This window comes from Kitasatospora sp. NPDC087315 (genome assembly GCF_044744345.1).
Taxonomy (GTDB): domain Bacteria; phylum Actinomycetota; class Actinomycetes; order Streptomycetales; family Streptomycetaceae; genus Kitasatospora.
In genome coordinates this window covers 232482-246089 of sequence record NZ_JBIUYD010000013.1, presented here as the reverse complement: position 1 = coordinate 246089, position 13608 = coordinate 232482, and the positions used below count along the sequence as shown (strand labels likewise).

At 72.5% G+C, this 13608-nt stretch carries 9 protein-coding genes; 3 read left to right on the top strand and 6 right to left on the bottom strand.

Annotation, left to right across the window (positions count from 1 at the left end; all coding sequences use genetic code 11):
- Positions 1 to 379: 379 nt before the first annotated feature.
- The 4 genes from ACIO5D_RS20780 to ACIO5D_RS20765 all read right to left on the bottom strand — a co-directional run bounded on the left by ACIO5D_RS20780 (position 380) and on the right by ACIO5D_RS20765 (position 4876).
- Positions 380 to 1054: a nucleoside/nucleotide kinase family protein gene (locus tag ACIO5D_RS20780; RefSeq protein ID WP_363606792.1), complete on the bottom strand. Its 675-nt coding sequence runs from the start codon at positions 1052 to 1054 to the stop codon at positions 380 to 382.
- A gap of 32 nt (positions 1055 to 1086) precedes the next feature.
- Positions 1087 to 2043, bottom strand: a complete 957-nt coding sequence (locus ACIO5D_RS20775) for an LD-carboxypeptidase (RefSeq protein ID WP_400796890.1) — start codon at positions 2041 to 2043, stop codon at positions 1087 to 1089.
- A gap of 108 nt (positions 2044 to 2151) precedes the next feature.
- Positions 2152 to 3243: a tryptophan--tRNA ligase gene (trpS, locus tag ACIO5D_RS20770; protein WP_363606789.1), complete on the bottom strand. Its 1092-nt coding sequence runs from the start codon at positions 3241 to 3243 to the stop codon at positions 2152 to 2154.
- A 175-nt stretch (positions 3244 to 3418) separates the two neighbouring features.
- Positions 3419 to 4876 (bottom strand): APC family permease, encoded by a 1458-nt coding sequence (locus ACIO5D_RS20765; RefSeq protein ID WP_400655780.1) that lies wholly within the window; start codon positions 4874 to 4876, stop codon positions 3419 to 3421.
- Positions 4877 to 5334: 458 nt separating this feature from the next.
- Between ACIO5D_RS20765 and ACIO5D_RS20760 the strand changes: the two genes are divergently transcribed.
- Together ACIO5D_RS20760 and ACIO5D_RS20755 are read left to right on the top strand one after the other, a co-directional pair.
- On the top strand, positions 5335 to 6450 hold the full coding sequence (locus tag ACIO5D_RS20760; RefSeq protein WP_400655778.1) for an ABC transporter substrate-binding protein: 1116 nt from the start codon (positions 5335 to 5337) through the stop codon (positions 6448 to 6450).
- 141 nt (positions 6451 to 6591) lie between these two features.
- Positions 6592 to 7713, top strand: a complete 1122-nt coding sequence (locus tag ACIO5D_RS20755; RefSeq protein WP_400796887.1) for a hypothetical protein — start codon at positions 6592 to 6594, stop codon at positions 7711 to 7713.
- Between the two features lie 43 nt (positions 7714 to 7756).
- Here the strand turns inward: ACIO5D_RS20755 and ACIO5D_RS20750 are convergent, their stop codons facing one another.
- Complete coding sequence (locus ACIO5D_RS20750; protein WP_400759277.1) at positions 7757 to 8299, bottom strand: NUDIX hydrolase; 543 nt, start codon at positions 8297 to 8299, stop codon at positions 7757 to 7759.
- A gap of 143 nt (positions 8300 to 8442) precedes the next feature.
- Between ACIO5D_RS20750 and ACIO5D_RS20745 the strand changes: the two genes are divergently transcribed.
- Positions 8443 to 9375 carry an ATP-grasp domain-containing protein gene (locus tag ACIO5D_RS20745; protein ID WP_400796884.1) on the top strand — a complete coding sequence of 311 codons (933 nt, stop codon included), beginning with the start codon at positions 8443 to 8445 and terminating at the stop codon, positions 9373 to 9375.
- Between the two features lie 146 nt (positions 9376 to 9521).
- Here the strand turns inward: ACIO5D_RS20745 and ACIO5D_RS20740 are convergent, their stop codons facing one another.
- Positions 9522 to 13451, bottom strand: coding sequence for an ABC transporter ATP-binding protein (locus tag ACIO5D_RS20740; RefSeq protein ID WP_400796900.1), 3930 nt, complete (start codon positions 13449 to 13451; stop codon positions 9522 to 9524).
- Between the last annotated feature and the right edge of the window lie 157 nt (positions 13452 to 13608).

Below are 13608 nucleotides of genomic sequence, written 5' to 3'. Positions count from 1 at the left end.
TTGACTTTTGGCACGCTGTTGAGTTCTCAAGGAACGGACACTTCCTTCAGGCCGCCTTCCAGCGGGCCCTCCGGGCGCTTCGTTCTTTCGTGTTCTCAGCTTATCAGATGCTTTCCGCCCCGCTTTCCGGAGTTTCACTCACCCAACTCACTGCTGTCTTCCGCGACCTGACGGCCCGTCCGACGTTCCAAACTCTAGCCGATCCCCGCTCCGAAAAGCGAATCCAGCCACAATCCATATAAACGCGCACGCCAAATTCACCCCGAGCCGCGACCCGAAAAGCAGACGCGACCCGACAGAACCGGGAAGTGGTGTTTCGTGGATTGGCCGCCCCGGGACCGTCCGCGCCGATGCGTGTCCGGTGCTCCCTGTCGAGCGACTAGAGAACACTACGCCCATCCGGGGCGACAGGCAAATCGGCGCCTTGGACGATCCGGGTGCAGAGCGCGCGGCCGGCCTTCACGTACTCGCCGTTGGGGTGGTCGTTGCTGGTGACCCAGTGCCGGGCCACGGCCTCGTCCCGGCCACCGGCGCGGTGGCGGCCGAGCAGACGCTGCTCGCGGACGGCGTCGTCGGTGTCCACGTACCAGAGCTCGCGGAGCAGCCGCCGGGCCTCGGGCCAGGGGTGCTCGGTGGCGGCGAGGTAGTTGCCCTCGGTGATGACGAGGCGCGCGTGCGGCGGGACGACGTGGCGGGCGGCCACCGGTTCGTCGAGGTCCCGGTCGAAGTCGGGGACGTAGATGTCCTGGAAGCGCTCGGCGGCGACCCGGCGAAGCAGCGCGACGTAGCCGTGGGCGTCGAAGGTGGCGGGCGCGCCCTTGCGGTGGCTCAGGCCGAGCCGGTCGAGCTGGGCGGCGGAGAGGTGGAAGCCGTCGAGCGGAAGGTAGGCGGCGCTGCCGGGGCCCTCGACACGTTCGACCTCGGCGATCAGATACCGGGCGAGGGTGGACTTGCCGGCACCGGGCGGGCCGGCCAGTCCGAGGATCGTACGAGCGCTGCTGCCCGGACCCCGAAGGAAACCGAGGGCGAGGGTGGTGAGGCTGTCCTCGTTCATGGGCGCACCCTACTCACCGTTTCCGCCCGTTCTCACCGTGCGTCGAGGGCGGGCAGTTCCAGGGTGAGGGTGCCGGAGTCGGCGTCGAGCAGGGCCGGGACGCCGAGCGGGACGGTCAGGGTGGACGGGCTGTGGCCGAAGCCCAGCTCCCAGAGCACGGGTATCCCGAGCGGGCCGAGGCGGTCGAGCATGACGGCCTTGACCCGTTCCGGCCGTCCGCAGCCGTCCCAGGAGCCGAGGGCGATGCCGGTGGCTCCGTCGAGTGCGCCGGAGCGGAGCAGCTGGGTGAGGATCCGGTCGAGTTGGTAGGGCTGCTCGTTGACGTCCTCCAGGACCAGGACGCAGCCGGCGAAGGACGGGCGGGCGGCGGGGGTGCCGCGTTCGGCGGCGAGGACGGAGGCGCAGCCGCCCGCCGTGATGCCCCGGGCGCGGCCCGGGACGAGGGCGGTCGCGGTGGACGAGGTGAGCACGGTGGTGGCCGTGGGTTCGAAGAGGGTCCGGCGCAGGTGTTCGGCGGTGGGGCCGTCGGTGGTGAAGGAGGCGGCCGCGCCCATCGGGCCGTACAGGGTGGCGATGCCGAGCCGCTGGGCGAAGGCCTCGTGCAGGGAGGTGGCGTCGCTGAACCCGACCAGCGGCTTGGGCGGTACGGCCCGCATGGCCCGCCAGTCGAGCAGGTCGACCATGCGGTGGACTCCGTAGCCGCCCCGGGCGCAGATGACGGCGTCGACCGTGGGGTCGAGCCAGGCGGCCTGGAGGTCGGCGGCCCGGTCGGCATCGGTACCGGCGAGGTGGCCGAGGACGGGATGGGTGTCGAGGACGTGCGGGGCGACGGTGACCCTCAGCCCCCAGGAGCGCAGGATCGCGCATCCGGCGGTGAGCCGCTGCGGGTCGATCGGGCTGCTGGGGGCGACCACGACGACGTGGTCCCCGGGGCGGAGGTGCGGCGGGCGGGTCAGCCCTCGGCCGGGCGTGGTCGGGTGCTGGTCCATGGCCGGGTTCCTTCCGGGAAGGTGTGCGGGGGGGTGGGTGGTGCGCGGAGCGGAGGCGGTCTCCGGGCCGTCCCGCGGACGGCCCGGAGAAGGTATGCCCCGCTGCCTTCAGACTGACCCCATCACGGCCCTGACCTCGGCGAGCGTGGCGTCGGCGACGGCGTTGGCCCGCTCGGCGCCGTCGCGCAGCACCTGCCGGATGTAGCCGCGGTCGGCGGCGAACTCGGTGCGGCGGGCGCGGATCGGGCGGAGGTACTCGTTGACGGACTCGGTCACCGTGCGCTTGAGCGCGGCGCCGCCGCCGTCGCCGAGCTCCTCGGCGATCTGCTCCGGGGCCCGGTCCTGGCAGAGCGCGGCGAGCAGGACGAGGCTGGAGACCTCGGGGCGGCCGGCCGGGTCGTAGCTGATCCGGCGTTCGGTGTCGGTCCTGGCGCCCCGGATCAGGCGGGCGGTGGTGTCCTCGTCGGCGGAGAGCGAGACGGCGTTGCCGCGGCTCTTGCTCATCTTGCCTCCGTCGGTGCCGAGCAGCAGCGGGGCGGCGGAGAGCAGGGCCTCGGGGCGGGGGAAGACGCCGGTGCCGTCCGGGTGCGGGTAGCGCTCGTTGAAGCGGCGGGCGACGGTGCGGGCGACTTCGAGGTGGGGCAGCTGGTCCTGGCCGACGGGGACGAGGTTCGCCTTGCAGAAGAGGATGTCGGCGGCCTGGTGGACGGGATAGGTGAACATCAGGCCGTTCACGGCGGCCTGGCTGGAGTGGGCGATCTCGTCCTTGACGGTGGGGTTGCGGCCGAGTTCGGCGACGCTGACCAGGCTGAGGAAGGGCAGCAGCAGCTGGTTGAGGGCCGGCACGGCGCTGTGGGCGAAGATCGTGGCGCGGTCGGGGTCGAGGCCGGCGGCGAGGTAGTCGAGGACGAGGTTCTCGGAGTGCTCGGCGAGCCGGTCGGCGATGTCGCGGTCGGTGATGACCTGGTAGTCGGCGACCACGACGAACATCTCGACGCCGAGGCGCTGGAGACGGACCCGGTTCTGCAGGGTGCCGAAGTAGTGGCCGAGGTGGAGTGGGCCGGTCGGCCGGTCCCCGGTGAGGACGCGGTGGGCGGCCGGGTCGCGGCGCACCTGCTCGGCGAGGTCGGTGCCGGGGCCTTCGGCAGGGCGGTCGGCGGGGTCGGCGGGGCGTTCGGCGGCGGGACCGGTGACGGTCATGCGGTGGCTCCTCGGTGCGGCGGTGGTGGTGGCCGTCCGGGGTGCGGGCCCGTCCCGCGGGAAACGCAGCAGGGCCGTCCATCCCGGACGGCCCTGGTCAGGTGTGTGCTGGTGGCCGTCCTAGGACGGCCACCAGCACAGACCCGCGAAGCTCTTCATGCTCCCGAGGATAGCGTCAGTCCTCCACGATCAGCGCGGGGGTGTCCTTGCGCAGCGTCTCGCCGCGGAAGAACTCCGGCCGCAGCTTGCCGTACCAGGTCATCAGGACGGCGCCGAGCAGCAGGATGCCGACGCCGATGACGAACACCGAGCCGATGCCGAAGACGGCTCCGCTGCCGTAGTCCGGGTTCCACGCGTCGGTGAGGGTCTGCACGAAGACCGCGCTGAGCAGTGCACCGCCGAGGAGCGGGGCGACGCCCTTGACCAGCAGGTCGCGCAGGCTGCCGCGGAGCGAGCCGCGGAAGTACCAGACACAGGCGAAGGCGGTCAGCGCGTAGTAGAAGCAGATCATCAGACCGAGGGCCAGGATGGTGTCCTGAACGACGTTCTCGCTGATCAGGCTCATGCCGACGTAGAAGACGGCGGTGGCGATGCCGGCCGCCACGGTGGCGTAGCCGGGGGTGCGGAAGCGCGGGTGGACCGCGCCGAAGCGCGGCGGCACGGCCCGGTAGGCGCTCATCGCGAGCAGGGTGCGGGCCACCGGGATGAAGGTGGTCTGCAGGCTGGCGGCGGCGCTGGCGACGACCGCCAGGAAGAGCAGGATGCTCCACGGCGAGCCGAGCACCGGCCGGGCCAGCGCGGAGAAGACGTTGTCGGCGGTGGCAGGGTTGCCCAGGCCGGTGCCGGTGGTGCCGACGCCCGCGAACATCTGGGCGGCGATCGCGACCAGCAGGTACGAGCCGACCAGCGTGACCATGGAGATCATCGCGGCCCGGCCCGGGGTCTTGGCACTGCCGAGGGTCTCCTCGTTCATGGTGAGGCAGGTGTCCCAGCCCCAGTACATGAAGATCGAGAGCGACAGGCCGGCGGTGAAAGCGCTGAACGAGCTCACCTGGAGCGGGTTGAGCCAGGACGCCGAGAAGCCGATCGAGTGCGGCAGGTCGCCGGAGACGGCCTTGCTGATGGCGATGCCGGAGAAGAGCAGCAGCACCGCGAGTTGGAGGCCGACCAGGCTGTACTGGAACCACTTGGTGGCCGTCATGCCCCGGTAGCTCATCGCGGTGGCGCCGGCGATCAGCAGGACCACCGTGAGCAGATGGACGGCCTTGTTCTGGTCCAGCTCCGTCACCCAACTGCTGCCGGTCATCTCGCCGAGCATCAGGTAGAGGAAGTTGGTCGCCACCCCGGCCAGGTTGGAGAGCACGATGATGGTGGCGACCGTCAGGCCCCAGCCCGCCATCCAGCCGATCCGGGGGCCGAAGGCCTTGACCGTCCAGGTGAAGGACGTGCCGCAGTCCGGGAAGTCCTTGTTGAGCTCCTTGTACGCGAACGCGACCAGCAGCATCGGCAGGAAGCCGGCCAGGAAGACCGCAGGCATCTGCACGCCGACGGCCGTGACGGTCGGCCCCAGTGTCGCGGTCAGGCAGTAGACCGGGGCGACTGTGGAGACGCCCAGGACCACGCTGCCCAACAGGCCGACCGAGTTGCCCTGTAGACCCTTGTCCCCCGTTGCCCCCGCCGCACCCTGCTCGGGAACGCCACCACTGGTGCCACTGACCGGGGCACCCTGCGGAGCGACGGGCGCCGTTGCCCGTCCGCTGCTTCCGTGCTCTGAGAGCTGCTGATCAAACACCAGCGCACCCTAGGTGGGAGCAGTGAAGGTTGTGTAGGCCAACCCCTGGTGATCTAAGCCACTCACTTCGATTCCTTCGCATCGCGGGAACGATAGGCGATATATTAACGGCTTGTTAACCGGTGTACCTTTGTTTCGAAGGGTTGGCGTCAAGTTGATTTATTCCTTATGTCATGCTTTGAGACGTTTTACCCCTCGGCCGAAAGCGGCCCTTCCACCCCTTTCGCACAGCTGGGATAGGTTTGCCTCACCTAACCCCGATCGCGAAGGAGCGTCGCGTGGCCCCCCACCCCGCCGACCTGACCCTCGTCAGCCGGACCTCCGCCGACCGGCCCCCGGCCGGCCGCACCCCCTCCCGGCGGAGGTTCCTCGCCGCGGGCCTCACCGGCGGTGCCGTCCTCGGTCTCGGCGGGCTGCTCAGCGCCTGCGGCGGGTCCGGCGGACCGGCCGGACCGGGAGGCTCGACGCAGGCCTCGTCCGGCTCGTCGCCGAACCAGAAGTCGGTCAAGCAGGGCGGCGACGACTACGCCGGCGTGATCGAGAAGATGAAGGGCTTCGGCACCGACGCCGCGCCCGGCGTCTACCCGCGCACCATCAAGCACGCCATGGGCGAGACCGTCATCCCGGCCAAGCCCGTCCGGGTCGTGGTGCTGGACACCGGTGAGCTCGACAACGTGGTCTCGCTGGGTATCCAGCCGGTCGGCGTCGTCCACACCGACGGCTCCAAGACCATGCCGTCCTACCTCAAGGACACGGCCGGCAACCCGGCCGGCGTCGGCACCATCAACAGCCTCAACCTGGAGGCCATCGCCGCGCTCAAGCCCGACCTGATCCTCGGCAGCCAGCTGCGCGCCCAGGACCAGTACGCCCAGCTCTCCAAGATCGCGCCGACCGTCTTCTCGCTGCGCCCCGGCTACCCGTGGAAGCAGAACTTCCAGCTCAACGCGAGCCCGTTCGGCCTGGAGGCGGAGGCCGGGGCGCAGCTCGACGCGTACCGGAGCGCGGCCACCGCGATCGGTGCCGAGCTCGGCGACAAGCGGCCCACCATCACGCCGCTGCGCTTCATGCCGGGCAGGACCCGGCTGTACGCGGAGCTGTCCTTCATCGGCACCATCCTCACCGACGTGCCGCTGCCGCAGCCCCGGATCGAGCAGGTCAAGGAGCTTGCGGTCGAGATCAGCCCCGAGCAGATCGACCAGGCCGACGCCGACTGGATCTTCTACGGCGTCTACGGCTCGCCCAGCTCCACCAACCAGGACGCGGTGCTCGGCGGCGCGCTCTGGAAGACCCTCGGCGCGGTCAAGTCCGGCCAGGCGCGGCCGGTCTCGGACGAGACGTGGTTCCTCGGGCTCGGCGTCACCGCGGCCAACGCGGTGCTGGCCGACCTCAAGGGCTTCGTCGCGCCCGGCGCCTGATTTCCACCGCTCCGAGGTGACGGACGGGACGGAAGGGGCGGGCGGCACGGTGGCGTCGCACACAACCGGAACACGGGCGCTTGGAGCTGGTCCCGGGGTGCGGGAGGATCGTCGGGACCGTACCCCGAAGGGCTCGTGCCGATGACCACGCTCGACCAGACCGCAACCGACCCGACTTCATCCGGCCTGCCCGCGCCTGATGTGCTTCCGCGCGGTCTGCCCGAGCGCGAGCCCGCGGACGGGGAGCGGTCCTCGGCCGTGCCCGCCGCCGGACGCTGCTCCATCGTGTCGGCCGCCGACCCGGGGGCGGCCGCCGGGACCGGCGCGACGGGTGCGGCAGGGACAAGCGGCGGCGCGCTGGGCGCCGGGCGCGACGGCTCGGTGCCGCGGCCGCGAGGCGGTGCGGGTGCCGGTGCGGGTGCGGGTGCCGGTGCGGGTCATGGTGCCGGCGGCTCGGGTGCCGGCGGCACCGGTACGGGTGGTTCCGGTGCGGGTGGCGAGGGCGACCAGACGGCCGCCCGGCTCCGCGCGGGCCTGGCCGAGCGGCTGCGGTCGGCGTACGCGCAGGGGCGGTCGCTCTCCGAGCTCGCCGCCGCCTGCCGACGGCCCGTCGCGGAGGTCCATGCGCTGCTGGCCGAGGGTGGCGCCGCCCTCGGCGCCGGTGACCGTGACGAGGGCTTCGTCCGGCTCCAGCGCCCGGCGGAGCCGGCCTCCGAACGGGCCGTCCCGGTGCTGCGGGCCGCCCAGGAGGAGTTGCGCACCGCCCTGTCCAGGCGTCCCGCACCCTCCCGGCGGCTGCGCCGGATGCATCCCCGGGCGGAGGCCGCCATGACGGAGGCCGCGCACGGGAAGGCGGTGGCGGTCGAGGCCGTTCCCGCTGCCGCCGATCCGCCCGGTGGCGGGGCCGCCCGGGTGGCCGATGCCGGGCCCGGTGTCGAGACACCGCTCGGCATCCTGATCGGCGGTACCCCGAACCTCCCCGAGGCCGTCGGCCGTCCTGAGGAGCGGCAGCCGGTCCGGGTGACCGCTGACCTGATCAGGATCGGTCCCGGCACCTGCCTGGTCGTGCTGCCCGACTGGCGGCCCGCCATCGCCGTCTCGGTACCGACCGAACAGCTGCTGACCACCACCGGCCTCGGCTACGACGAGCTGGCCGACGCCCGGCTGTCGGTGCTGATCAGCCCCGGCGCGCTGCACGACCGGGAGCTCGACCTGCACGACTGGCGCGCCGGCTCCGGGCCGGGCCGGCGCGGCGGGCGGTAACACCGCACCGGAACGCGCCGGGCCCACTGCGACGTCGGGCTCGCTACGGCGTCGGGCCGTTCGGGATGTAGCCGAGGTCGACGGAGACCGGTGCGCGCCGACCGGTGATCCAGCTCTCCCGGACCGCCGACAGCAGCTCCGGAAGCCGGGGCGGCCAGAGGGCGTCGGCGTGCTCGTCGGCGAGGTCGGCCGGGGTCCACCAGCGCCAGTCGAGGATCTTGTCGGCGGCGTGCACCGCGCTCACGTCGCCGACCGGGCCCCGGTGCGGCCCGCTGGTGAGGTAGATGTGCTCGTGCTGGCGAACGGGCGTGCCGTGCCAGGTGAAGTCGTGCTCCCAGGTGCAGAGCAGCGGGCCGGGTTCGAGATCGGTCCAGCCGGTCTCCTCCCAGAGCTCCCGGCGCGCGCCGGTCCACGGGGTCTCCCCCGCCTCCAGACCGCCGCCCGGCATCGTCCAGTGCACGCCGACCTCGACGTTGTCGGAGCGGAGCAGGAAGACCGAGCCGTTCCCGTCCAGCACCACCGTCCTGGCCGCCTGCCTCGGGATCCGCTTCGGGGCCCGCTTCGGGTGTCGCAGCAGATTTCGCATCGGGTCACTCTCCCAGCGCGGACCGGGGGCGTCGAGCGGATTGCCCGGGCCGCGCTGCCGACCGGGAGGACATCGGCCGCGGCGGGAGGCGGCGTTGGCGGGACACGGTGTCTCCGACGGACGGTGGCCTTACCCTGGCGCCCATGCGCGTACCCGCGGTCCTCTTCCCGGCCGACCCGCTCAACCCGCTCCGACCCGACCCGCACTTCGTCCGGGAGGCCCGGCTGCTCAGGGAGTTGGGCGGCAAGCACCACCTCGTCGACCTTGACGCGCTGCTCGCCGGGAACCTCGGGGAGGCGGTTCGGCGGGTGCCCCGGGGCTGCGGACCGCTCTGGTACCGGGGGTGGATGGTCCCCTCCGCCCACTACACGGCCCTCGCCCGGGAGTTGGGCGGCCGTGGCGCCAACCTGCTGACCAGCGCGGCCGGTTACGCCATGGCGCACGAACTGCCCGGCTGGTACGGAGTGTTCGAGGGGGCCACACCGCCGAGTGTCTGGATCCCGGTGCCGGTTCCGACGGCGGCCGCGGCGGGCGGGGTTCCGGCGCCGGGGCCCGCGGAGCTGGCGGCCGCCGTCGAACGGCTCGGCGGGAGCGGCCCGGCCATCGTCAAGGACTATGTGAAATCCCGCAAGCACGAGTGGGACGAGGCCTGTTACATCCCCGATCTGGCGGACCTGCCGGCCGTCGGACGGGTGGTGGCGCGTTTCGTCGAACTCCAGGGCGAGTTCCTGGCCGGCGGGGTGGTGCTGCGGCGGTACGAGGAGTTCGAGCGGGCCGGAGGCGCGGGCGGGGACAACGGGGAGCGGCGGGCGGTCGAGGCCCGGGTCTGGTGGCTGGACGGCGAACCCGTGCTGGTCGGACCGCACCCGGACGCGCCGGACCACCCCGTCGAACCGGATCTCACCGGGGTGCGGCCGCTGGTACGGGCACTCGGCTGCCGCTTCGTCACCACCGACCTCGCCGGCCGGGCCGACGGCTCCGGCTGGCGGGTGGTCGAGGTCGGCGACGGGCAGGTGAGCGACCTGCCGCGCGGGATCGACGCGTCCGGGCTGCTGGCCTCGCTGATCGCCGCCTGAGGCCGCCCGGTCGCCACGTGCTTCCTGCGGCGCCGTCGTTTCCCCGGCCCGGACCGGGCTTGCGAACGGGCCCGGAAGGGCTGTTCCGGCTTCCGCCGATCACGCCCGGCCAGGGCCCGGTCAGGGCGGCCTACCCGGGCCCGGGCCTACCCGACCACGGGTTCGGCCACCGCTCCGGGGCCGGCCTCGGGCGCCGGGTGACCGTCGGCGATGAACGCCTGCCAGAGCCGTGCGTACACGCCGCCCCGGGCCAGCAGTTCGCTGTGCGTACCGTCCTCGACCACCCTGCCGTGGTCCAGGACGACGACCCGGTCGGCGCGTTCGGCGGTGGTGAGGCGATGGGCGATGACCAGGGTCGTACGACCACCGCTGAGCCGGTCCGCAGCGTGGTTGACCGCCGCCTCGGTGGCCAGGTCGAGTGCCGCGGTGGCCTCGTCCAGGAGCAGGATGTCCGGATCGACCAGCTCGGCCCGGGCCAGCGCGATCAGCTGGCGCTGGCCCGCCGAGAGGTTCCGCCCCCGACCGGCGACCTCGTGGTCGTAGCCGCCCGGCAACCGGACGATCATGTCGTGCGCGCCGACCGCCCTGGCCGCCGCCTCCACCTCGGCCGCCGAGGCCGCGGGCCGGCCGTACGCGATCGCCTCGCGCACCGTACCGGCGAACAGGTACGCCTCCTGCGGCACGACGCCGAGCCGGTGGCGGTACTGCGCGAGGTCGTACCGGGTGAGGTCGACGCCGTCCACCCGGACGGTGCCCGCCGTCGCGTCGTAGAACCGGGCGACCAGCTTGACCAGCGTCGACTTGCCGGCGCCCGTCTCGCCGACCAGCGCCACCGTCTGACCGGCGGGTATGTGCAGGTCCACGCCGGAGAGCACCTCGGGGGAGCCGGCCGCACCACCGTTGTAGGCGAAGCCGACGCCCTCGAAGTCGATATCGCCGCGGAGCCCGCCGGTGACCGGTACCGGGTCGGCGGCCTCGGCGGTGGTGGTCGGGGTGCGCAGCAGTTCGCGGATCCGGCCCAGACCGACGGCCGCCTGCTGGTAGCCGTCGAAGACCTGTGAGAGCTGGTTGACCGGCGCGAAGAACAGGTCGATGTAGAGCAGGTAGGCGACCAGCGCACCCACCGTGAGGGTGCCCGAGTCGACCCGCGACGCACCCACGATCAGCACCAGCGCCCCGGCGACGCTGGAGAGGAACTGCACGAACGGGAAGTACAGCGATATGTACAGCTGGGCCCGGACCCTGGCCTCACGGTAGGCGGAGCCCCGGGCGACGAAGCGGTCGGTGTTGGCGTCCAGGCGGCGGAAGGCCTGGACGATCCGCATCCCGGCGACGTTCTCCTGGAGATCCGCGTTGACCGTGCTGATCAGGTCCCGGGAGATCTCGTACTGGGCCTTGGACTTCTTGCGGAACACCAGCGTCGCCACCACCAGCAGCGGCAGCACGGCGAACACCACCAGGGCCAGCCCCGGGTCGATGATCAGCAGCGCGGCGAAGATACCGGCGAAGGTCAGCAGACTGACCACCGCCGTGACCACCCCGGTCTGCAGGAACGAGGTGAGCGAGTCCAGGTCGGTGGTCATCCGGGTCATGATCCGGCCGGACAGCTCGCGCTCGTAGTAGTCCAGGCCCAGCCGGTTGAGGTGGGCGAAGATCTTGAGCCGGAGGCTGTAGAGAACCCGCTCGCCGGTGCGACCGCTGACCTGGCTCTCGGCGCTCTGCACCAGCCAGTCCAGCAGGACGATCACCAGCGCGGCGAGGGCGGCGACGGCCACGCCGGACATCATGGCCCGGCTGACGCCTTCGTCGATGCCGTGCCGGATCAGGATCGGCAGCACCAGCCCGGCGGCCGCGTCCAGGGCGACCAGGAACAGGGCGAGGGCGAGTGGACGGCGGAAGGGGCGCAGCATCCGGCGGAGGGTGAAGTCGGGGTCACCGGCCTCGGCCTCGGCGCGGGAGATCGCCGGGGTGTCGGTGGCCGGCGGGAGGTCCGCGACCTTGGCGAGGAGATCGGGCGAGGCACTGCGGGCCGCCTTGGCCAGGGCGGGGGTGGCGGGGGTCTGGACCGGAGCAGGGGCTGGGCCGGCCGGGGCGGTCTGTGTGCCTGCGGCCGGGGCGGTGGCTTCGGGGGTTTCGAGGCCCTCAGGTGCTCCGGGCGCCTCTGGTGCCGCCGGGCGTTCGGAGATGGCCGGCGGCGTGGTCCGGCCGGCCTCGGGGTCGGAGATCAGCGCCCGGTACCTGGGACATCGGGCGTCGAGTTCCTCGTGCGTGCCGAGGTCCACCAGTCGGCCGCGGTCCAGGACGGCGATCCGGTCGGCGAGCTGGAGGGTGGAGCGGCGGTGGGCGATCAGCAGGGTCGTGCGGCCGCGCATGACCGAGCGCAGGGCGTCGTGGATCTCCGCCTCGATCTGCGGATCGACCGCCGAGGTGGCGTCGTCCAGCAGCAGGATGCGCGGATCGGTGAGGATCGCCCGGGCCAGGGCGATGCGCTGGCGCTGGCCGCCCGAGAGGGTGAGGCCCTGCTCGCCGACCTTGGTCTCGTAACCGTCGGGCAGCCGCCGGACGAACTCGTCCGCCTGCGCCGCCCGGGCGGCGGCCACGATCTGCTCGTCGGTGGCGTCCGGCCGACCGTACGCGATGTTGGTGCGGACCGTCTCGGAGAACAGGAAGCTCTCCTCGGGGACGATACCGACCGCCGCCCGGACCGAGTCGAGGGTGAGATCACGCAGGTCGTGGCCGTAGAGGCGGACCGTGCCTGCCGCCGGATCGTAGAACCGGGGGACCAGCTGCGCCACCGTCGACTTGCCGGAACCGGACGCGCCGACCAGGGCCAGCGTCTCGCCGGGGGCGAGTTTCAGGCTGAGCCCGTGCAGGACGGGCGCCGGGTGGTCGGAGTCGTAGCGGAACTCGACCCGGTCGAACTCCAGCGCCACGTCGGGTGTGCGCGGGCCGACCGGCTCCCGCTCCGCGGGCCCCTTGGCAGAGTGCGGCCTCGCGAGGTGCGGCCTCGCGGCGTGCGGCGGGGCGGGGTGCGGCGCGGCGCGGCGCGGTTCGGCGGGGTGCGGTTCGGCGGGGTGCTCGGGGTCGGTGACGTCCCGGGTCAGGTCGAGGCCGACCGCATCCGGACGCTCCTGCACCAGCGGGCGTTCGTCGATCAGCTGGAGCACCCGCTCCACCCCGGCCCTGGCCTGCTGCCCGACCGTGATGACCATGGTCAGCATCCGCACCGGCCCGGTCATCTGCGCCACGTAGGTGGAGAAGGCGACGAAGGTGCCGAGCGAGACCTGGCCGTCGACCGCCAGCCAGCCGCCGAAGGCCAGCACGGCGACCTGGGCGATCGCCGGGATCGCCTGCATCGCCGGGTTGTAACGGCTGTTGAGCCGGATGGAGCGCAGCCGGGCCGCGAAGAGGTTGCGGGAGGCGGTCTCCAGCTTGTCCAGCTCCTGGGCCTCCTGGCCGAAGCCCTTGACCACCCGCACGCCGCCGACCGCTCCGTCGACGACGCCCGCGACGGCCGCCGCCTCCTGCTGGGCGGCCCAGGTGGCGGGGAACAGCCGCTTGCGGCTGAGTACCGAGATCCACCAGAGTGCCGGGCCCATCACCAGGGCGATCAGGGTGAGCGGCGGCGATAGCCAGATCATCACGGCCAGCGACATGACGAACATCAGCAGGTAGCCGGTCATCATCGGCAGCATCGAGAGCAGGCCGTTGATCAGCTGGAGGTCGGACGTGGCACGGCCGACCACCTGCCCGGTGTCCAGTCGGTCCTGCCGGTGGCCGTCGAGCCGCCCGAGCGAGCGGAAGAGGTCGCTGCGCATGTCGTGCTGGACGTCGAGGGCGAGCCGTCCGCCGTAGTAGCGGCGCACCTGGGTGCAGGCGAACACCAGGACGGCGGCCAGCAGCAGCGCGACGGCCCAGGGCGCCAGCGAGCGGGTGTGCCGGGTGATGACGTCGTCGATGATCACCTTGGTGGCCAGGGGCACCAGCGAGGTGACGGCCATGCCGACCAGTGAGGCCCCAAAGGCCAGCAGGACGCTGCGTCGCGACCGCCAGCAGTAGCCGACCAGCCGCCGCAGCCAACCCGAACCGCCGGGGTGGCCCGAACCGCCGGGGGCCGGTGTCGCGCTCGACGCGTCCTTCCCGCCGCCCGGGGTGTCATGGCCGGACGTGCGGTCACCCGGCGCGTCGGTGCCGCCCTGCTTGCCCCGCGTGCCCCGGGTACCAGCTCGGTTA